This window comes from Kitasatospora sp. NPDC049258 (assembly GCF_040678895.1).
In the GTDB taxonomy this organism is placed as follows: Bacteria; Actinomycetota; Actinomycetes; order Streptomycetales; family Streptomycetaceae; genus Kitasatospora.
In genome coordinates, this window is record NZ_JBFAQT010000023.1 from 78,128 (window position 1) to 98,823 (window position 20,696).

The following is a 20,696-nucleotide window of genomic DNA, read 5'->3' on the forward strand; positions in this document are numbered from 1 at the left end:
AGTGGCGGAGCACGATATGTCGGCACGGCTGGTGACACTCCTGTCGGAACAGCGGGAGGCACTGGGCAAGGCCTGGGTCGACGCGGTCTCGCACACGCTGCGCGGCCGGATCAGCCTGGCCGAACTCGACCGTGAGCTGCGGGAGCTGTTCAGCGCGCTGGTCGAGGGCCTGCGCCGGGGCGGCTTCGACTGGCGGAGCGAGGAGTACGCCGAGGTCCGGGCGTTGCTCACCGAGCTCTCGCGCAACCGGGCCCGCCAGGGCTTCAGCTCCACCGAGACCGCGACCAGCGTCTTCGCCTTCAAGTCCGTCCTGGCGCCGACCACCGACACCTCGGCCGCGGACATCACCGCCTATCTGCAACTGTCCCAACTGGCGGACGCGCTCGGGCTGTTCACAGTCGAGGTGTACGCCAGGACGCGCGAGGAGCTGATCAGCGCCCAGTCCGACCAGCTCCTGGAGCTGTCCACGCCCGTGGTGAAGCTCTGGGACGGCGTGGTGGCGGTACCGCTGGTCGGGACGCTCGACTCGGCCCGCACCCAGGTGGTGATGGAGAAGCTGCTCCAGACCCTTCTGGACACCGGCTCCGACCAGGCGATCATCGACATCACCGGCGTGCCCGCGGTGGACACCGAGGTCGCGCAGCACCTGCTCAAGACCGTGGTGGCGGCCCGTCTGATGGGCGCCGAGTGCACCATCTCGGGCATCCGACCGCAGATCGCGCAGACCATCGTGGCGCTGGGCATCCAGTTCGGGGACATCGTCACCAAGGCGACCCTGGCGGACGCGCTCAAGCACGCGCTGCGCCGCGGCGGCATGGACCCGACGCCGGCCGGCGGCCGGCCGTGACCGAACGCGTACCCATCCTGAAGATCGGGGACGTGCTGCTGGTGTCGATCCAGGTCGATCTGGAGGATCAGACCGTGCTCGACCTGCAGGACGACCTGGCGGCACGGATCCTGGCCACCAGCGCCCGCGGCGTGGTGATCGACATCACCGCGGTGGAGATCGTCGACTCCTTCGTCGGCCGCATGCTCGCCACCACCGCCGCCATCTCCCGCATGCTGGACGCCGAGACGGTGGTGGTCGGCATGCGGCCGGCCGTCGCGATCACCCTGGTCGAACTCGGGCTCTCGCTCGGCGGCGTTCGCACCGCACTCGGTCTGGAGAAGGGCCTGGAGATGCTCGGCCGGTCGTCCGACGGCCGACGGTCGGCCCGACCGTGACCGCCCCGCCGCCCGTACCCGAGGGTGAGCAGCAGAGCGTCCCGGTCCGCTCCAACGACGATGTGGTGCGCGCCCGGCAGTTGGTCCGCGCTCTGGCCCAGCGCTGCAAGCTCTCCCTGGTCGACCAGACGAAACTGGTGACGGCCGCGAGCGAACTGGCCCGCAACACCCTGGTGTACGGCGGCGGCGGGGTGATGCGGACCGGACTGGTGCGCCGCGACAGCCGCCTCGGCGTGACGGCGGTCTTCGAGGACCACGGGCCGGGCATCCCCGACCTGGATCTGGCCCTGACCGACGGCTGGACCTCGGGCAGCGGCCTGGGGCTGGGCCTCAGCGGCGCACGCCGGCTGGTGGACGACTTCGTCCTGGACACCGAGGTCGGCCGCGGGACGCTGGTGTCCGTCACCAAGTGGGCCCGATGAGGCCCGCCGTACCGGCGACCGAGGACGTCGCCTGGTTCCGGGACGAGCAGTCCCTGCCGGCGGCGGCCCGCGGCGCCGCCGCCGCGCTGGCCCGCCGGATCGGCCTCGGCGACCAGCGGGCCGCCGAGGTCGCCCTCGCGGTGAGCGAGGCCGCGACCAATCTGCGCCGCCACGCGGTCGACGGCTCCCTGCTGCTGCGGGTGATCCGTACCGAGACCGATGCGGGTCTGGAGTTCGTGACGGTCGACTCGGGCCCCGGGATGGCCGATGTGCCGCACTCGCTGGCCGACGGGACGTCCTCCGCCGGGACGCTCGGCATCGGACTCGGCGCGATCTCCCGGCTGGCCGACACCTTCGACGTGCACTCGCTGCCCGGCCGGGGCACGGTGCTGGCGGCGCGGTTCTGGGCCAAGGAGGCGGCGGGCCGGGCCCGGGCCGCGGGCGAGCCCGTGGTGGCCGGCCTGACCCGGCCGATCAGCGGCGAGGAGGTCTGCGGCGATGCCTGGGCGGCCCGGCCCGCGGCGGGGCCCGGCCCCGGCCACGGCGCGGCGGACGGGGAGCGCACCGCGCCGGCCCGCTCGGCACCGAGCACCGTCGCGCCGCTGAGCTGGGCCGCGCTGACCGGTGTCGGGCTTCCGACTCCCCCACGCCCGGCGCCCGTCCACCGCGTCGAGAGCACCGGCCCGGATCCAGACGCGCTGTTGCTGATGTTCTGCGACGGCCTCGGCCACGGTCCGTTGGCCGCCCGCGCCGCGCAGACGGCGGTCGCCGCCTTCCACGGCTCCCCGGCCACCCGCCCGGACGCCGTCCTCGCCGACATCCACCGCGCGCTGAGCGGAGGCCGTGGTGGCGCGGTCGCGGTGACCCGGATCGAACCTGCGGCCGGCCGGGTGCTGTTCTGCGGGGTCGGGAACGTCAGCACCTTCGTGCTCGACCCGGCCACCGACACCCGGCGTTCGCTGCCGTCGGCCCCCGGTATCGTCGGCCACCACCTTCCGACCCTGCACACGATCCCGCAGGACCTCCCGAGGGACAGCGCGGTGATCATGCATTCGGACGGGCTGACCGAACGCTGGCGGCCCGCCGCCCTGCCGGGGCTGCTCCGGCACGTCCCACTGGTGGCCGCCGCCCAGCTGCTGCGCGAGGCCGCCGTGCGCCGCGACGACGCCGGCGTGCTGGTGGCGAAGGGAGCGTGGTGAGGGACCCCGGCAGCGCGGGCGCCGTCCATCTGATGACCATCTCGGTCGCCACCGAGCAGGACACCTTCTCCTTGCGGCGCAGCGGTCGGTCGGTGGCCGAGGTGCTCGGCGTCGAGAAGCAGGACCAGGTCCGGCTGGCCACCGCGCTCAGCGAGCTGGGGCGCGACCTCCTGGGCGCGGCCGCGCTGACGGTGGAGTTCGCCGTCACCGACGCGCAGACCCCGGTGCTGCTGGTGACCCTGCGCTGGCAGGGCGGCCCGGGGCCGGGCGCCGAGGCACTCGGCGCGGCGGCCCGGTTGGTCCAGGTGCACCTGGACGACGGCCCGGTGGCCGGACACGTGATCGTCGAGCAGCAACTCCCTTTGTCCGGCCCGGTCGTGGCCGGCCTGACGGAAAGGGCACGCGAGGTGCTGAGCGCGCACGCGGGGTCCAGCGTCTCCGAGGACTCCCGGGCCCAGACCAGGGATCTCATCGCGGCGTTGGAGGAGTCCCGCGCTCAGCGGGAGGAACTGCACCGGCTCAACCAGGAGTTGGAGGAGACCAACCGCGGGGTGGTCGCGCTCTACACCGAGCTGTCCGCCGAACTGGAGGAGACCAACCGGGGCGTGGTCGCCCTCTACGCCGAACTGGACGAGAAGTCCCGCCAGTTGCGCGAGGCCAGCGAGGCGAAGACCAGGTTCTGGGCCAACGTCAGCCATGAACTGCGCACCCCGATCAACTCGGTGGTCGGGCTGGCCGGTCTCCTGCTGGAGACCGATCCCGGCCGGCTCGACGACGAGCAGCGCCGGCAGATCGCGCTCATCTCGGCGTCCGGCAACACCCTGCGCGCCCTCGTCGACGAGCTGCTGGACGTCGCCAAGGCGGAGTCGGGGCGGCTGGAGCCGGCCTGGGCACCGGTCGACCTGCGGGCGCTGCTCGGCGAACTGCGGGGCATCCTGCGCGGGGTGGGCACCGGCGAGGGCGTGGTGCTCTCCATCGCCGACCCGCAGGCGGCCCCGACCCTGGTCAGCGACGAGGTGATGCTCACGCGGATCCTGCGCAACCTGCTGTCCAACGCGCTCAAGTTCACCGAGCGGGGCACCGTGGCCCTGGAGGTGGCGGTGGCCGCGGGTGAGCGCGGCGAGGAGCTGGTGCTCACCGTGTCGGACAGCGGTGTCGGGATCCCGCCCGACCAGCAGGAACGGATCTTCGAGGAGTTCTACCAGGTGCGCGGCCCGCACCAGCGGGGCCGCCCCGGCACCGGTCTCGGGCTGCCCTACGCCCGGCGGCTGACCGGGCTGCTCGGGGGCACCCTGGCGCTGGCCAGCACCCCGGGGCAGGGCACCCGGGTCACCGTCCGGTTGCCGCTGCCGGGGCCGCCCGCCGACGCCCCGGTCAGACGGGTGGCCGTGCTGGTCACCGTGGACGACGACGAGGCGTTCCGTGCCAGCGTCCGCCCCGTGCTCGGCCGCCTGGCCGAGCGGATCGTCGAGGTCTCCGCGGGCGGTCAGGCGGTGGAGACCGTCCGCCGGGAGCGCCCGGACGCCGTACTGCTCGACCTGCACATGCCCGACCTGGACGGCTACGCGGTCCTGGCCGAGCTGGCGGGCGACCCCCAGCTGAGCGCCATCCCGGTCATCGTGATCACCTCGGCGAGCACCGGCACGCTGGAGCACGGCCGGCTGGCCCACGCCCGCGCGGTGCTGGAGAAGGCGGCGCTGAGCTCCCATCAGCTGGCCACCGCCTTCGCGGCGCCCGCACGGGGCCGCCGGCCAGGTGGCGGCGCGGCGACTTCCGCGGAACGGGGCAGCGCGTGACCACCGGCCCCATCACCGACGGCGCGGCCGCCACCATCCTGGTCCTGGACGACAACGACACCAACCGGTACGTCGTCCGCAGCTGGCTGGTCCGGGCCGGCCACACCGTGGTGGAGGCCGCCGACGGGACCGAGGGTCTCGCGCTGCTGGCCGCCGCCCGCGACCCCGATCTGCCCGAACTCGCGGTCGTGGACGTGCAGTTGCCCGACATGAGCGGGTTCGAGGTGTGCGAGCGGATCAAGGCCGATCCGCGGACCGCGTCGCTCCCGGTGATCCACGTCTCGGCCACCGCGATCGAGGTCGACGACCGCGCCCAGGGCCTGCACCGCGGCGCGGACGCCTACCTCACCGAGCCGATCGCCCCGTCCGAGCTGCTGGCGACCGTCACCGCCGCGCTGCGCTACGCCCGCGCCCGCCGCCGGGCCGAGCGGCTGGCCGCACGGGTCGCCACCCTCAACCGCACCACACTGGCGGTGTACGAGGTGACCGGCGCGGAGGCGTTCACCTCGGCGGCGGCCGGCGGCGCCGCCACCTTGATGGCCTCGCCCGCGGTCGCGCTCGCGCTCGGCCCGGACGGGCAGGCCGTCCACGTGGCGGTCGCGGCCGGCCCGACGGCGGGCGATGCCGGTGCCCCCGCCTGCCCGGGCCGCGCCGAGGCGGGCGTGCTGGACCAGCTGACCGACCACGCGCTCGGTGATGCGACCGGGGCCGCGACCGCCGTCCTGTCCGGCGCCGACTGGCGTGCCGTGGCCGGCCGGCTCGACGGCGGCCTGGCGGACCTCTTCCCCGGCGAGGTCGCGGTGCTGCTCGCCCGCACCAAGCAGGGCAGGCCGCCGGTCGCCCTCGCCGTGGACGCCCTGGCGCTGGCCGGCCCCGACGACCGCGGGCTGTTCTCCCAGCTCGGCCAGGCCTGTGCGCTCGCCCTGGAGGCCATGCGCAGCCGCAGCGAGGAGCACGCGTTGGTGCTCACCCTGCAGCGCACCTTCCTGCCGGACCGGCTGCCCGAGGTGGCCGGGGTGGATCTCGCCGTCCGGTACGAGCCGGCCGCCGACCACGCGGAGATCGGCGGCGACTTCTACGAGGCGATCGAGACCCCGGCCGGCCTGCTGCTGGCGATCGGCGACGTGGCCGGACACTCACTCAAGGCGGCCATGGTGATGGGCGAGCTGCGGCACGCGCTGCGCGCCTACGCCATCGAGGGGCACGACCCGCAGACCCTGCTCGACCGGCTGGATTCGCTGCTGGTCCGGCTGCGGCCGATGATGACCGCCACCGTCTGCCTGGTCCTGGTGGAGCCGGGCGGACGGCGCATCCAGGTCGCCAACGCCGGCCACCTGCCCCCGCTGCTGCGCCACCCCGACGGCTCCACCAGGTATCTGACCGAGCACGGGATCCTGCTGGGGCTGAATCTGCCGCACCCCCCGGCGGCCAGCCATCGCGTCCCGGCCGGCTCCACCCTGCTGCTGCTCACCGACGGCCTGGTGGAGGTGCCCGGGGAGGATCTGGACGACAGCCTGGCGGCGCTCGGCAGCGCCCTGTCCGCCGCCCCGCAGGAGCTGGGCGAGCTGTGCGACCTGCTGTTGGACAGCTTCGGCAAGGCGAAGACGGACGACATCGCCCTGCTCGCGGCGAGACTGCACTGACCTGCCCGAACGAGCCGGCCGGGCCCCACACCGGCGGCCCGACCCCTCGTCCCTCCTTCTCAGCGATCCCAGGAGTACCGGTGCCCGACTATGTGTTGGCCCTGGCCGTCCACACCCATCCGTCGGGGGCCAGTGTCCTGAGCCTGACCGGCGAGCTGGACTACCACACCGCCCCACGGCTGTGCCGCACGGTCGAGAAGCTGTCGCTGGACGCCGCCACCCCGCTCGTGCTGGAGGTGTCGAGCCTGCTCTTCTGCGACTCGATCGGGGTCACCGCCCTGCTCTTCGCCTACCGGCACGCCCTGGCCGCCTCGGCGCCGTTCGCGGTGGCGGGCGCCGGCAAGGACCTGGCCCAGATCTTCGAGATCACCGGCATCGACCGGCTCTTCGACCTCCACGAGGACGTGGACCGGGCCCTCGCCGCCATCGGCTGACCCGGTGCACCGGGCCGCCGTCCCGGACCGGAGCGGCGGCTACCCCGCGAGCGGCCCGCCGTCCGCGCCGCGGACCGTGGTGAGTTCCGCCAGCCCGGAGATCGCGAGCACCGGCCCGAGCAGCGCCGAGGCCACCACCTCCACCCGCGGGGCGTGGCTGAACAGCACGTTCAGCCCCGCGCTGTCGAGGTACTCGACGGCGGTCAGGTCGACGACGACGGTGCGCGAGCCGGCCAGGGCCGTGGTGAGGGCGGCGGTGAAGGCGTCCACGTTGCTCAGGTCGATCTCACCGACGGCGGTCACGACGGCCGTGCCGTCGGGCCGGCCGGCCGTGGTCAGCGCGAGGGGTGTCTTCATCGGGCGATCCTCGTGTGCATCTCGACTGTGGTGCCGGCCGCGCCGGGCTCGACGGTGACCTGCTGCATCAGGGCCCGCATCAGGATCAGGCCGCGGCCACGCCCGGGGTCCCGGCCGGGCTGCGGCGGCTTCCAGCTGCCGGAGTCCGTGACGCTCAGCCGCAGGTGTTCGGCCGTCGCCGCGGCCCTCAGCCGCACGGCCCGGCCCGGCGCGTCGCGGTGGCCGTGCTCGATCGCGTTGGCGCACGCCTCGCCGGCGGCCACCAGGACGTTCTGGGCCACCGGGTGGTCCAGTTCGCAGCGGCCCAGCCAGTCGCGCAGCGCGCCGCGTACCGGTGCCAGCTGGGCCGAGTCGGCGGGGAAGGTCAGGTCCAGCGGCGCCGGGTGGCGGTAGACCAGCAGGGCCACGTCGTCCTCGTAGCCGTCGCGGGGCGCGAGCCGGGCCATCACCGAGGTCGCCAGCCCGTCCACGGTCAGCTCGCGGCCCTCGTCCAGGACGCCGCCGGCCTGGACGATGCCCTCGGTCAGCGGCCGGCGCCGGCGCTCCACCAGGCCGTCGGTGTACAGCATCAGGGTCGCCCGGGCCGGCACCGTGCAGCCGGCCTCCGGGCGGTGGTGCCCGGGGCGGACCGCGAGCGGCACGGACCGGCCGCCGTCCAGCAGCCGGATCGATCCGTCGGGCAGCGCCAGGATGCCGGGCGGGTGGCCGGCACTCGCATAGGTCAGCCGGCCGTCGGCCGGGTCGAGGACGCCGCAGAACACCGTGGTGCACATCGCGGCCGGGATCAGCGCCGCGAACCGGTCCAGCGCCATCAGGGTGCGCGCCGGCCCGGCCTCCTGGAGCAGCAACGCCCGGCAGGCGCTGCGCAGTTGGCCCATCACGGTGGCGGCCTGCAGCCCGCGGCCGACGCAGTCGCCGACCACGATGCCGAGCCGGCCGTCCGGTAGCGCGACGGTGTCGTACCAGTCGCCGCCGACCTCCAGCGGGCGCCCGGCCGGTTCGTAGCGCACGGCGAAGCCGTCGGGCAGCCGGGAGGGGCCGAGGATGGCGCGCTGGAGGGTCAGGGCGGTCTCGCGGTGCTGGTCGATCTGGTGGGTCCGGTGCAGGCCCTGGCCGAGCCGGCCGGCGAGCAGGGTCAGCAGGGTCCGGTCCTCGGCGCCGAACGGCCGGTTCTCGCCGAGCTCGATCCGGAGTGCGAGCAGGCCGCCGGGGTGTTCCACGGTGATCCCGGCGGTCCCGCCCGGCTCGGAGATCGCGGTCAGCAGCGGGCCGCGGCGCAGCGTCTCCAACCGGGCCCGGTGCTCCGCCGGCAGGGTGTCCCATCGCGGCGCGGCGCCGCCGGCCCCGGCGGCGGCCACGGTCGGCTCGCCGGCCTCCGGGAAGGTGACCGCCAGCACCTGGCGGGCCTGCCAGAGTGCCCGGAACTGCTCCAGCGCGCCCCGGATCGCGTGGTCGACCCCGGCGGCCTCGGCGAGCCGGACGCTCAACGCTGCCACCGCGGTGTCGCGCTGGAGCGCGTAGTGCTCCGCGCTGACGTCCCGGAACGTGCCGACGGTGAGCTCACGGCCCTGCTGCTCCTGCACCCGGTTGAAGGTGGCCGCGACCCAGAGCCGGTGCCCGTCGCGGTGCGTGACGGGGGTGACGCGGGCGCCCTCGGCGGGGTCGGTGAGGCCGGTGAACGCCTCGCGGGCCTGCCGGTGGGCCTGCGGGTGGCGCGCGCGGTCGGGCCACCACGGGTGCGGCACCGGGTAGGGCAGCCCTTCCGGCCCGTAACCCAGGATGTCGGTGAACGCCGCGTTGGTCTCGACCACGGCCCCCTGGTCGTCGACGACCAGGAACGCCTCCTGGAGCGAGTCGATCAACGCGGTCCGCCAGGAGGCGTGGTGGCTGCGCAGCCGGGCGAGTTCGACGTTCGCCCGGACCCGGGCGAGCAGGTCGGCGGCGGAGAACGGCTTGACCAGATAGTCGTCGGCACCCGCGTCCAGCCCCTCGATGGACGCCTCCTGCCCGGCCCGTGCCGACAGCAGGAGCACCGGCACCGCGGCGGTGCTCGGGTCGCCGCGGAGCGCGGCGACCAGTTGCAGGCCATCCAGACGCGGCATCATCACATCGCTGACCAGCAGGTCGGGGGTGTCCCGGCGGACCGCCTCCAGGGCGGCGAGACCGTCGGCGGCCGAGCTCACCAGGTACCCGGCGGAGGTCAGCAGCCGGGTGAGGTAGTCGCGCATGTCCGCGTTGTCGTCCGCGATCAGGACCCGGACCGGCGCGGACGGGCCACCACCGGTCCGGTACGGCGTTGCCTGCGCCCGCACGGGCGACGGGAGCGCGGCCGACGCCTCGTCCCCGTCGCCCTGCGGCAGCCAGCGCAGCGCCTCCTGGACGAAGGGCTCGGCGGCGGCCGGCACCCCGCGCGGCTCGCCGGCCGGCGCCAGGGAGTGGGCGGGCAGGTGGGCGGTGCCGGTCGGCAGCCGGACGGTGAACTCGGTGCCCTCGCCCTCCCGGCTGCGGGCGCCGATGCTCCCCCCGTGCAGCGCGACCAGCTCCTGGACCAGCGCCAGGCCGATCCCGCTCCCCTCGCCGGAGCGGGACCGGGCGCTCTCGATCCGGTGGAACCGCTCGAACAGCCGGGGCATCTCCTCGGCGGCCACGCCGATACCGGTGTCCGTGACCCGGACCACCGCCTCCTGCCCCTCGGCGCGGACCGACACCCGGATGCTCCCCGTGAAGGTGAACTTCAGGGCGTTGCTCAGCAGGTTGAGCACCACCTTCTCCCACATCGCCCGGTCCAGCCGGACCGGCTCGGGCAGCGGCCGGCAGTCCACCTCGAAGACCAGCCCGGCCTGGTCGACGGCCGAGCGGAACACGCCGGCCAGCTCCGCCGTGACGGCGGCCAGGTCCACCGGCTCGTAGCGGGCCTGCATCCGGCCCGCCTCGATCCGGGAGAAGTCGAGCAGCGTGTTGACCAGTTTCCCCAGCCGGAGCGCGTTGCGGTGGATGACCTCCAGCTGCTCGCTGCCCCCGGCGCCGGTGCCGTCCGGGCGGGAGCGCAGCTCCTCCAGCGGACCGGCGATCAGCGTGAGCGGGGTCCGGAACTCATGGCTGATGTTGGAGAAGAAGGTGGTCTTCGCCCGGTCGAGTTCGGCCAGCTCCTCGGCCCGGCGCTGCTGGTTCTGGTACGCGCGAGCGGCGTTGACCAGGGCGGCGCTCTGCCGGGCCACCAGGGCGAGGAAGGAGTGGTACGCGGCGTCCAGCGCCCGCCCGGCGCTGGCCGCCAGGGCGATCACCCCGATCGGCCGGCCACCGGTCTCGCCGGCCAGCGGCAGCAGCACCGCCTGGGTCGGGGGGGCCTGCCACCCCCCGGACGGCAGCCGGGGGGCCCGGTCGGCCAGATCCGTCACCGTGACCGGCCGCGCCTCGGCCAGGACCTCCTGGAGCGGCCAGTCCGGCAGGTCCGCCGGGTGCGCGTCGGCCGGGCTGGTGGCCACCAGCTCCAGGTCGTCACCGCCGTCGCGCCGCAGGTAGACGGCCGCGAACGGTACGTCCATCGCCGCCCGGCCGAGCGAGCGGGCGACCAGGCGGCCGGCCTCGGCAGCGTCCCGCGCCAGGCCCGCCTGTGCGCCGAGGTCCTGCAGCGCCGCCAACTGCCGCTCGCCGATCACGCGTTCGGTGGTGTCGCTGACCGCGGTGAACACCCCTCGCACGGCGCCGTCGTCGTCGTGCAGCGGGCTGTAGGAGTACGTCCAGTAGGTCTCCTCCAGGTACCCGTGCCGGGACAGCGGCAGCAGCAGGTCCTCCGACCAGGTGGCCTCTCCCGAGTTCATCACCGACTCCAGCATCGGGCCGATGATGTGCCAGATCTCGCTCCAGACCTGCTCGCCGGGCTTCGCGGTCGCGGGGTGGTTCGTCCCCAGCAGCGGCATGTAGGCGTCGTTGTAGAGGAAGCGCAGCTCCGGGCCCCACCACACGATCATCGGGAAGCGGGAGGTGAGGCAGATCCGCACGGCCGTCCGCAGGCCGGCCGACCAGGTCCCGGGATCGCCCATCGGGGTCTGCGCCCACGGGTGCTCACGCATCCGGCGGGACATCTCACCGCCGCCGGGAAAGGCCAGCTCGCGCCGCCCGATTCGCTCCGCCCCGCTCACACTGCCCGCTTCCTGCCCGTCGTCGCCGTCATCTCCGTGCCCGACCGCCGGGGGTTGCGCCCCCGGAGTTCGCCCACCGTCGACCGGTACACCAGCAGGATAGGCCAGCGCGCCGGCCCGCACGGTGCCCGTCAGGCGCGGCCGGGCGGCCGGTGGGCCCGCGCCGTCACTCCTTGCCGCTGCCCGGCAGGAGTTCCTGGATCTTCGCCTTGACGCCCTGCTTCACCATCGCCCCGCGGTCGCGGTCGCCGTGGATCACCGCCGAGGCCGCCGCGGCGATCTGCTGGAGCGAGGCGTGCGGCGGGATCGCCAACACGGCCGGGTCGGTGCGGAAGTCGATGACGTACGGGCGGTCCGCGGCGAGGGCCTGCCGCCAGACCTGCTCCACGTTCTCCGGCTGCTCCACCCGGGCGCCGTGGAGGCCGAGTTGGACGGCGAAGTCGGCGTACCGCACGTCCGGCAGCGCCTGGGACGGCTCGAACCGCGGGGCGCCCTGCATGGCACGCATCTCCCAGGTGACCTGGTTGAGGTCCTGGTCGTCGAGGACGGCGACGACCAGCCGCGGGTCCTCCCACTGCCGGTAGTACTTGGCGACGGTGATCAGTTCGGCCAGGCCGTTCATCTGCATCGCGCCGTCGCCGACGATGGCGACGGCCGGACGGTCGGGGTGGGCGAACTTCGCCCCGATCACGTACGGGACAGCCGGTCCCATGGTGGCGAGCGTGCCCGACAGGGAGCCCCGCATGGAGCCGCGCATCCGCAGGTGCCGGGCGTACCAGTGGGCGGCGGAGCCGGAGTCCGCGGCGATCATGGCGTTGTCGGGCAGCAGTGCGTCGAGCGTGTGCACCACCTGTTCGGGGTTGAGCGGGTCGGCCCGGACGGCGGCCCGGCGCCCCATCACCTCCCACCACCGGGTGGCGTTCTCCTCCACGGTCCTGCGCCAGGAGCGGTCCTCCTTCGGCTCCAGCAACGGCAGCAGGCGCTTGAGGGTCTCGGCGGCGTCGCCCACCAGGTTGACCTCGAACGGGTACCGCAGCCCCACCATCGCCGGGTCGACGTCGATCTGCACGGCACGGGCCTGCCCGAACTCCGGCAGGAACCGGCTGTACGGGAAGCTGGAGCCGACCACCAGCAGGGTGTCGCAGTCGCGCATCAGCTCGTACGACGGACGGGTGCCCAGCAGGCCGATCGACCCGGTGACGTACGGCAGGGTGTCGGGCAGCACGTCCTTGCCCAGCAGGGCCTTGGCCACGCCCGCGCCCAGGACCTCGGCCAGTTGCTCGACCTCGGGGCGGGCGCCGCGGGCGCCCTGGCCGACCAGGACAGCGATCCTCTCCCCCGCGTTCAGGATCTCGGCGCAGCGCGCCAGGTCCTCGTCCGCGGGGACGGGGGCGTAGTGGCCGACGCCGAGGCTGGAGGGCACCGTCCTGAGGGCGTGCGCGGGCGGCTCGTAGTCGAGTTCCTGCACGTCGGCGGGGACGATCAGCGCCGTCACCGTGCGGCTGGTGGCGGCGATCCGCATCGCGCGGTCCAGCACGTTCGGCAGTTGCTCGGGGACGGTGACCATCTCGCAGTACGCCGAGGCGACGTCCCGGTAGAGCGCGAGCAGGTCGACCTCCTGGTGGTAGAAGCCGCCCATCGCGCCGCGGTCGGTCTGCCCGACGATCGCCACCACCGGGACGTGGTCGAGCTTGGCGTCGTACAGGCCGTTCAGCAGGTGGATCGCACCCGGTCCGCAGGTGGCGGCGCACACCCCGGTGCGGCCGGAGAACTTGGCGTAGCCGACCGCCGCGAGCGCGGCCATCTCCTCGTGCCGGGCCTGGACGAACTGCGGCTCGTTCTCGGCCCGCCCCCAGGCGGCGAGCAGGCCGTTGATGCCGTCGCCCGGGTAGCCGAAGACCTGCTCGACCTCCCACTGGCGCAGTCGTTCGAGGATGTAGTCCGAGACCTTCATCAGCATGGGCTCCGTTCGGGGCGCGGATCGGTGGCGGGAGGGGGAACTCGCCGCGCCTGCCCGCTCCCTCCCTCCGCATGCGTCCGTGTCGGGGAGGTGTGGGCCGCCCGGTCCGGGGCAGGCGGGGGCCGACACCGCGTCACGTCGGGATCGGCCCGGCGGACGCCGCAACGCGAAGGAGACGCGATGAGCGGCATCGAGATCTGGGACTTCCGCAGCACGTCCGGCCACGTCTCCGGCACCGACCTGATCGGCTTCCACGTGGAAGCCACGGACGGTCCCATCGGCAAGGTCGACAAGCTGTCCGAGGAGGTCGGCGCGCGGTACCTGGTGGTGGACACCGGGCCGTGGATCTTCGGCAAGCACGTCCTGCTCCCCGCCGGCACCGTGGTGCGGGTCGAACAGGAGGAGAAGAAGGTCTACGTCGACCGCACCAAGGACGAGATCAAGGGCAGCCCCGAGTTCGACTGGGACCGGCACGGCACGGACACCGGCTACCAGGAGCGGTACACCGGCTACTACGGCCCGTTCTACGGCGGCCCCGTCATCTGACCCGGCCCCGCGACACCCGGAGCGGGCCGCCACCGACACCGGTGGCGGCCCGCTCCGCTTGCTGCCGGCCGACCGCCGACGCGTGCGGGCGCCCTACGTCCGGCTGTTCCCCGGGGCGAGTTCGGGCTCCAGCCCCTCGGGCAGCGCCGGCGTCCGCAGCCCGCTCTCCCGGCGCCAGGCCTCGAACGCCCAGGCGGTGGAGGCCACCAGGGCGAGCCCCAGCAGCCAGCCGCCCAGCACATCGCTGACCCAGTGCACGCCGAGCGCGATCCGGGTCAGGCCTGTCCCGAACACGGTCAGCGCGGCCAGCGCCCAGGCGACCGGTCGACCCCGGCGCGGCACCACGGGCAGCAGCACGAGCAGCAGGATCGCGCACGAGGTCATGGCGGTCATGGCATGCCCGGACGGGAACGAGAAGCCGGGCGCGTGCGCGACCGGCTCGGGCAGCGCGGGCCGGACCCGGGCCACCGTGACCTTGATCAGCAGGCCGGTCGCCCCGGCGGCCAGCTCGGTGAGGGCCGCCCAGAGCGCCAGCCGCCACGCCCGCCGGGCGAGCAGCCAGCAGACGGTGGCCGCGACCAGCAGACGCATCGTCACCGGATCCCAGAGGTGGTCGGTCAGGATCCGCACCACCGCCAGGACCAGCGGGTGGTCCCGCACCGCTTCGTTGAGCCGCACCGCCGCACCCGCGTCCAGCTCGCGCAGCGGCTCCCAGCCGGCCTCGATCAGCACCAGCAGGACGGCGGCCGGCACGGCCGCCACCGCGAACGCGAGGACGGCGGCGAGCAGGCGGCGGCCGAACCGCCGGTCGGCGCGGTGCCGGGCGAGCCGGCGCAGCACGGCGGGGCGGGCGCGGTCGGGTGGTAGCAGGTCGGGTGGTATCGGGTCGGGTGGTATCGGGTCGGGTGTCATTTCGCCTCGGCTACCCGCGAGCCGCCGGGTCATCCTCGGGATCGGGCAGCACGGGTTCCTCGACCCCCGACCGGTCGGCCTCCAGCTGGGCGGCGAAGGCGATACCGAGGAACAGCGCGATCGCGGTGAGGTAGGCCCACATCAGCAGCGAGATGAACACGCTGAGCGGCCCGTACACCGCGTCGATGGAGTTGCTCAACCGCAGGTACGCCCCCAGGAGCGCGGTCAGCCCGACCCACAGCACGAGGTACACGGCCGCGCCGAACGCGAGCCAGGTGTAGCCGGGCTGTTCCCGGCGCGGCGCCCGATGGAAGATCACGCTCGCGGAGAGCAGCGCGAGCACGGCACCGACCGGCCAGCGCAGCACCGCCCAGACCAGCGCCTCCCGGTGCCCGCCAGGGCCGCCGACCTCGGCGACCGAGGCGGCGATCTCCCCGCCGGCCACCAGGACGACGAACCCGAGGCCGAGCGGCAGCCCCGCCATCAGCGCCATCAGCAGCCCGCGCGCGTACTTCCGGTGGAACGGCCGGTCCCGCTCGATGCCGTAGATCCGGTTGGCCCCGCGCTCGATCTGGCACATCGCGGTGGCGACGTTGACGAGGGAGAACACCGCGCCGCCCCACAGCGCGACACTGCCGCCCTCCCCCGCCCGCTCCCGGCTGCGCCGCAGCACCTGTCCGACCAGCTCGGAGCTCGGGCCCGCGGTGAGCCGTTCGATGGTCAGCTCGGTGACCCGGCCGAGCCACTGCGTGTGCAGCACGGACGAGAGACCGACCACCGCGATCGCGAACGGGACCAGCGCCAGCACCGTCTGGAAGGCGAGGGCCCGTGCATGGCTGAAGCCGTCCGCGTAGCGGAAGCGCAGGAAGGCATCGCGGAGCAGCTGCCACCGCCCGTACGCGCGCAGCGCCGTGACGGCCTCGTCGCCGGCGAGCTCCGGCCGCTTCCCACCGCGCCGGCCGACCCTGGTCGCCGTACCCATCACAGCCCCCGCACGGCCGGGACGGGCTCGGTGCCCACCCCGTCGGGTCCGGCGCCCGGCGGCGCGTACACCAGCAGGGCGGCCGGCCGCACGGCGAGCCTCAAGGTCCGGCCGGCGGGCAGCGACTCGCCGTCGAGCTCCCGGGGCTGGTCCCGGTCGGCGGTGAGGGTGATCCGGCGCGCCCGGAAGTGCTCGAAGGGGGCCGCCCCACCCGGCGCCCCGCCCGCGGGCACGTGGCCGAGCCGCCCGGTGGCCAGCCGCGCCGCCGCTTCCGGCCAGCCGGTCAGGCCGCGGGGGTGGACGAGGACGAGGTCGAGCACGCCGTCGTCCGGCCTGGCCTCGGGCAGCAACCGGATGCCGCCCTGGAGCGCGCCGACGTTGCCGATCACCGCCATGGCGGCCCGGCGGTGGATCGGCGGTGCCTCGTCCAGCGTGACGGTGAGCCGCATCCGCCGGTCCCGCAGGTGCCGGAGCAGCGGCGGCAGGTAGGCCGGCCACCCGTAGCGGTCCTTGGCGCTGCGGCTGGTGTCGGCCATCGTCGCGGCGTCGAGGCCGATCCCCGCCATGGCGCTGACCACGGTGGCGGTGATGCCGTCCCCGTCCGCCAGCGCGAGGTCGATCCGGCGGGGCGGGCCTTCCAGGGCGGTCGCCAGCGCCCGCGCCGGGTCCGACGGCAGGCCCAGGTTGCGGGCCAGCAGGTTCCCGGTGCCGCAGGGGACCACCGCGAGCGCGGTGTCCGTACCGGCGAGGGCGTGCGCGCACGCCGTCACCGTGCCGTCGCCGCCGCAGGCCACCACCAGCGCGGCGCCCTCCTCGACGGCGCTCGCCGCCGCGCCCCGACCGGGGTCGTCGACGCTGGTCGGGGCGCGGGTCGGCGCTCCCCAACCGAAGTCGGCGAGGACCTGGTCGATCCGCTCCAGGGTGGGGGCGTCGGTCAGCACGGGGTTGAACACCACGACCGCGCGGCCGGCCTGCGGGGCTCGATGAGGGGCGGCCTCCGTGGCTCGGCCCCGCTCGGCCAGGAAGGCCCGCCACATGATCCAGAGGGCGGCGCAGCCGTTCACCGACCCGGCCAGCACATCGGTCGGATGGTGCATGCCCCGGTAGAGCCGGCTAATCGCCACCAGCACCGGCACCAGCCCGGCCAGGGCGGCGAGCGGAAGCCGCAGCGGCCCTCGCAGGCGCAGCACGGCGAGGACCGCGATCCCGCCGTAGAGCGCGACCGCCGCGCCGACGTGGCCGGACGGGAAGCTGGAGGTGGGCGGCGCGGCGTCGAGCCGCAACGCGGTCGGCCGGGGCCGCTCCACGCACAGGGTGACCACCAGGAACACGGCGGCCTGGGCGGCGACCGCGCCGCCCAGGAACGCCGCTTCCCGCCACCGCCGGCCCCGCGTCTCCACCAGCAGCGCCAGCACCGCGACACTCGCCAGGGCCACCACGGCCGCCGTGCTCGCCAGGGTGGAGAACCACCAGGTGACGGTGTCGAGAGCGGGCACGCGGCTCGCGGCCAGCCGGTCGGTCACCGCGTTCTCCCCCGGGCGCCACAGGTGCAGCGGCGGGTGGGTGAGTGCGAGCCCGACCAGCACCATCAGGACCGTCTGGGCGAGCAGTGGCGGCGCGATCCGCCGGACCAGGTGTCTTCCCCCTGTTGTCATGCGCCTCGTGTGCCCGGCCGCCGCCGATTCATCCACCGCCGTCGACCGAACACCATGAACGCATCCCCGGCCGCCCCGACCGCGCCCGCCACCGACCGCCGGCGCAGCCTTCGCGCGCACGTCGCCACGCATCTGGTGACGCCGCTGCTGATGTGCCCGGCATGGGGCCGGCGTACCTCAGCGCCTTCCACGCGCCCCAGCCGCACGAGATGAAGGTCGCCGTCGTCGGCCCGGCGACCTCCCCGGCGGTCGGCGTCATCGGCGCGGTGCTGGCCGGGCCGGTCTCCCACATCGTCGACCACGACCTGCCGGCGACGGCGCCGCCTTCGTCGAAGGCACCCGCGGCCTCCTCTGCTTCCCAAAGGCCCCGCCCACCGGCGAGGAGGGCACCGTCGGCGTCCGACGCCCCTCCGGCGGGCCGTGGGTCACCAGCCGTCCGGCGGGTCGTACGTGAGCGGCATGGAGCTGTGGTGCTCCACCGGATCCTCCGGCCCGAGCCTCGCCGAAGCGCCAGACGTTCCCAGCACTGTGCCCTCATCGTTCTCGGGGGCCCCGGCCCTGTGGCGTGACGTTGGGTGAGAGCGCCTCGTCACAGACGCGGCCGCAAGAACAGCAGGGAGATCGGCCTCGGGGACAGCGACGCGCAGCTCAGCGAGGACGTCGGGACAGTCGGCGTCTTCGATGGCGCACCGTCGGCTCGCGGGCCGGGTCCTCGTCGGGGATGACAGCGGTCACCACGGCCCGTTGCTCCCGGACGAGGTCCAGTTCCAGGTACCAGGCGTCGTCTGCCGCGGAGTACATCGCGGTGATCGCGTAGTCGCGGCTGGGGTGCGTCACCATCGTTCTCAGGCCTTCGGGTCGATCGGCGGTGTGGTGTGGACCGCGGCGTCCGGGGCCAGCTGCAGACCAGCCGTGGCGAGGAAATCGGTGAGCTCGATCCAGCCGCCGTCGGTTCCGTCGTCCCAGCTGGTCCAGAGCCTCGACTCCTCGCCGTCCCAGGTGTCGACGTCCTCGCTCGGATGCTGCTCGATGGTCCCCTCGCCGTGCCGGTACCGCAGGTACAGGTACTGACCCGTGGTCGTCCAGGCGTCCCACTGCGACGGGCAGCCCCCGGAGGTCTGCACCACCCGCGCGAGGGTCACATCCTCGTTCAGGTGAGCCTCGACAGCGCCCAGATGCTTGTCGTGGGCGATGAGGAGGTCGTCCACGAGACCGAGCAGGCGGACGCTGCCGCTGGGGAACAGGAGCGTGAGGCCGGCCGTGAAGCTGACACGGCCGTCGTTGTAGCCGATCTGCCGAACCGACCGGATCGTCTGTCCGACGAACTGGGTCACCGGAACGTCCGGCGAATCGTCGATCACCGAGACGCTTCCGTGCTCCTCCATCGAGTACGGTCCGTGCGGCTGATCGGCTCGCACAGACACGCCGGTGGAGGGTGTGTGGAACAGCACCGGGCCCAGACTCTCCAGGTGAAGCCACAGGTGCACCAACGTCGGATCGTCAGCAGCGTAGTGATGCCAAGCCGTGGTCACCTTCAGCAGCCGCTTCCCGATCAGGTCGGCGACAGACAGCTCCTCATCGTCGATCACCCGCCGATGCTCGCACGGCCTCACCCAGAGGACACGCGAATTCCTGACCGGCTGCCGTTGCCAGGACCCGTCTGTCAGCGGTCACGCTCTTCCCCACGATCTGCATGATCAGCTTCACGTAACTCCCCACCCGCACCGTCACGCTTCCCCATGAAGATGGCGGTTACGAGTGGATGCCCGTCGGCAGGGGAAGGCCCATCCCCGCCTCTCCCTGCGATTCACATGGAGAAGGGGTCGACCGGCGGCCACGGGTAGCCCAGTTGTTCGGCATCATGCGAACCTCCCCAGACCTCGGCGGTGGCACGGGGATCGTCTGCAGTCAGCCGCGTCTCAAGGCGTTCGACCTGGTCCGACGGGGCGTCCGCGGAGATCGGGAGAGTCATCCCGAACTGCAGCCAGGGCAGATCTGTATCGGCCCGGCGAGGAGGATGCCTCAGGACGACGTGGATTCGATCGGGTTCCTTGCGGGAGGCCCAGACGCCTTCCAACTCGCACTCCCACCGAACGAGCAAGTCCCCGCGTTGTCTCAGCCCCGCCTCAAGCAGCCGCGCAACCGCTCCCGCCGGCCACTCCCAACTACGGTCCTCTTCGGCTCGCAGGACCTCGGCCTCGTACTGACCTGCGGTGAACCGAAGCTCCGGCAGGTCGAAGTCCTGATTGGCCAGGTCGCGCCAGCCCGCCCACACAACAAGCTCCCCGTCGCGCCTGACGGTCACGTACAGGGCGCCACAGCATTCCTCCACCCCGCACCCGGACCAAGCGAGACGAACCTCGTGGGGCGTCGCCGCGGCATGCAACGGCCGGTCCTGGCCCAACAGATACCGAGGGCCTACTCCCAGGTACCGGGAGCCTCCCACGCCACCGGGGACCACCTCGGCCAGAAGATCCCGGCCATTGACGATCGGGCGGACCTCCACGCCATCCTCGTCGGGCGGTGGGCACACGATGCTCAGACTGAGAAGGTCCGGTCCCATGGTCATCGACCAATGATCGAGGAGCCAGCTCGCAACTGTCATGCGAATTCGCATGGCCTCCGCTCAGGGCGGTAGTTCGGGCCACCTTCAGGCACGCTGGCCCCTGGGCACAGACGGGACGACAGCTTGGGGATTTTCGCAACTACGCGACCGTCGACAACGCGGGCCGCGCCGAGCTGTCAAGCCACAGGCGCCCAGGTCACCGGTTCGATCGGTGGGACGCCCGGGAACGCCGGTGGAACGGAACCCTGGGCGGTTCGGCGTGTCGGTTCGCGCGGGTCAGGCCGGCTCGAAGCTCGGTCGCACTGGGCCAATCTCCCCGGTGGCAGCCAGTTCCTCCAGGTCCTCCGGCTCCAGGAACTCCAGGACCTCCAGCTCAAGCCCGTGGTACCGGTCGATGTCGAGCAGCCGTCGGACGAACGAGAGGGCAAAGCTGGAGAACGGGCCGTCGAAGGTCTGGCAGCCCTCTTCGTGGGCCATCGTGACGATCCGCCATCGGTTCGGGTCAGGGTCGCAGGGCAGGAAGAAATGCTCATCGCCGCTGTAGTCGTATCCCCACGAGATGAGCCCACCGGATCCGGGGTGGAAGGGGTACGGGACGTGCTCGGAGTCGCCGCTGCTGAGGGCCCTGGCTCGGCGCTCAGCGACGACCTCATTGGTCTTGCGCATGCGCTCCAACAGCGGGCTTGTACCGCGCGGGTGGAAGACAACGAGCTCGCCGGAGATGACCCCGGTGCCGTAGGTGTTGAGAAACGCCATGAAGTCACTAGATGACTGATGCCAAGGGTTAGTGGTCGTAGGCGGTGAGGGAACGCATGACGGGCTGTCCGGTGTGGTCGTTGTGCCAGATCGCGGCGGTCA

General features: G+C 73.6%; 18 protein-coding genes. 8 read left to right on the forward strand and 10 right to left on the reverse strand.

The window, feature by feature from the left end:
• Position 1: 1 nt before the first annotated feature.
• From AB0K43_RS20545 to AB0K43_RS20575, 7 genes are all read left to right on the forward strand, one after another.
• Positions 2-847, forward strand: coding sequence for an STAS domain-containing protein (locus tag AB0K43_RS20545; RefSeq protein ID WP_363641696.1), 846 nt, complete (start codon positions 2-4; stop codon positions 845-847).
• Positions 844-1,224 (forward strand): STAS domain-containing protein, encoded by a 381-nt coding sequence (locus AB0K43_RS20550; RefSeq protein ID WP_363641698.1) that lies wholly within the window; start codon positions 844-846, stop codon positions 1,222-1,224. Before AB0K43_RS20545 ends, AB0K43_RS20550 begins: the two co-directional genes overlap by 4 nt.
• Entirely contained in the window at positions 1,221-1,646 is a 426-nt protein-coding gene (locus AB0K43_RS20555) for an anti-sigma regulatory factor (RefSeq protein ID WP_363641700.1), read from the forward strand. Before AB0K43_RS20550 ends, AB0K43_RS20555 begins: the two co-directional genes overlap by 4 nt.
• Positions 1,643-2,845: an ATP-binding SpoIIE family protein phosphatase gene (locus tag AB0K43_RS20560; RefSeq protein ID WP_363641702.1), complete on the forward strand. Its 1,203-nt coding sequence runs from the start codon at positions 1,643-1,645 to the stop codon at positions 2,843-2,845. Before AB0K43_RS20555 ends, AB0K43_RS20560 begins: the two co-directional genes overlap by 4 nt.
• Positions 2,842-4,641 carry an ATP-binding protein gene (locus AB0K43_RS20565; RefSeq protein WP_363641704.1) on the forward strand — a complete coding sequence of 600 codons (1,800 nt, stop codon included), beginning with the start codon at positions 2,842-2,844 and terminating at the stop codon, positions 4,639-4,641. The genes AB0K43_RS20560 and AB0K43_RS20565 overlap by 4 nt, the downstream gene beginning before the upstream one ends.
• Positions 4,638-6,284, forward strand: a complete 1,647-nt coding sequence (locus AB0K43_RS20570; RefSeq protein WP_363641706.1) for a fused response regulator/phosphatase — start codon at positions 4,638-4,640, stop codon at positions 6,282-6,284. The genes AB0K43_RS20565 and AB0K43_RS20570 overlap by 4 nt, the downstream gene beginning before the upstream one ends.
• 80 nt (positions 6,285-6,364) lie before the next feature.
• Entirely contained in the window at positions 6,365-6,718 is a 354-nt protein-coding gene (locus AB0K43_RS20575; protein WP_363641708.1) for an STAS domain-containing protein, read from the forward strand.
• Positions 6,719-6,757: 39 nt separating this feature from the next.
• On the opposite strand, the gene AB0K43_RS20580 is transcribed toward AB0K43_RS20575, so the two are convergent.
• The 3 genes from AB0K43_RS20580 to AB0K43_RS20590 form a co-directional block, all read right to left on the reverse strand.
• Positions 6,758-7,075, reverse strand: coding sequence for an STAS domain-containing protein (locus AB0K43_RS20580; RefSeq protein WP_363641710.1), 318 nt, complete (start codon positions 7,073-7,075; stop codon positions 6,758-6,760).
• Positions 7,072-11,148 (reverse strand): SpoIIE family protein phosphatase, encoded by a 4,077-nt coding sequence (locus AB0K43_RS20585; protein ID WP_363641712.1) that lies wholly within the window; start codon positions 11,146-11,148, stop codon positions 7,072-7,074. The genes AB0K43_RS20580 and AB0K43_RS20585 overlap by 4 nt, the downstream gene beginning before the upstream one ends.
• A gap of 235 nt (positions 11,149-11,383) precedes the next feature.
• Positions 11,384-13,177 (reverse strand): thiamine pyrophosphate-requiring protein, encoded by a 1,794-nt coding sequence (locus AB0K43_RS20590; RefSeq protein WP_363641714.1) that lies wholly within the window; start codon positions 13,175-13,177, stop codon positions 11,384-11,386.
• A gap of 180 nt (positions 13,178-13,357) precedes the next feature.
• Between AB0K43_RS20590 and AB0K43_RS20595 the strand changes: the two genes are divergently transcribed.
• Positions 13,358-13,723: a PRC-barrel domain-containing protein gene (locus tag AB0K43_RS20595; protein ID WP_363641716.1), complete on the forward strand. Its 366-nt coding sequence runs from the start codon at positions 13,358-13,360 to the stop codon at positions 13,721-13,723.
• Between the two features lie 93 nt (positions 13,724-13,816).
• Here AB0K43_RS20595 and AB0K43_RS20600 read toward each other — a convergent pair whose 3' ends face one another.
• The 7 genes from AB0K43_RS20600 to AB0K43_RS20630 all read right to left on the reverse strand — a co-directional run bounded on the left by AB0K43_RS20600 (position 13,817) and on the right by AB0K43_RS20630 (position 20,594).
• Positions 13,817-14,635, reverse strand: a complete 819-nt coding sequence (locus AB0K43_RS20600; RefSeq protein ID WP_363641718.1) for a phosphatase PAP2 family protein — start codon at positions 14,633-14,635, stop codon at positions 13,817-13,819.
• 10 nt (positions 14,636-14,645) lie between these two features.
• Positions 14,646-15,617, reverse strand: a complete 972-nt coding sequence (locus tag AB0K43_RS20605; RefSeq protein WP_363641720.1) for a YihY/virulence factor BrkB family protein — start codon at positions 15,615-15,617, stop codon at positions 14,646-14,648.
• Entirely contained in the window at positions 15,617-17,272 is a 1,656-nt protein-coding gene (locus AB0K43_RS20610; protein WP_363641722.1) for a diacylglycerol kinase family protein, read from the reverse strand. Before AB0K43_RS20610 ends, AB0K43_RS20605 begins: the two co-directional genes overlap by 1 nt.
• A 648-nt stretch (positions 17,273-17,920) precedes the next feature.
• Positions 17,921-18,112, reverse strand: coding sequence for a hypothetical protein (locus tag AB0K43_RS20615; RefSeq protein ID WP_363641724.1), 192 nt, complete (start codon positions 18,110-18,112; stop codon positions 17,921-17,923).
• A gap of 5 nt (positions 18,113-18,117) precedes the next feature.
• Positions 18,118-18,861, reverse strand: a complete 744-nt coding sequence (locus AB0K43_RS20620; protein ID WP_363641726.1) for a hypothetical protein — start codon at positions 18,859-18,861, stop codon at positions 18,118-18,120.
• A 218-nt stretch (positions 18,862-19,079) separates the two neighbouring features.
• Complete coding sequence (locus AB0K43_RS20625; RefSeq protein ID WP_363641728.1) at positions 19,080-19,841, reverse strand: hypothetical protein; 762 nt, start codon at positions 19,839-19,841, stop codon at positions 19,080-19,082.
• Between the two features lie 273 nt (positions 19,842-20,114).
• Positions 20,115-20,594, reverse strand: coding sequence for a hypothetical protein (locus AB0K43_RS20630; RefSeq protein WP_363641730.1), 480 nt, complete (start codon positions 20,592-20,594; stop codon positions 20,115-20,117).
• Positions 20,595-20,696 lie beyond the last annotated feature (102 nt).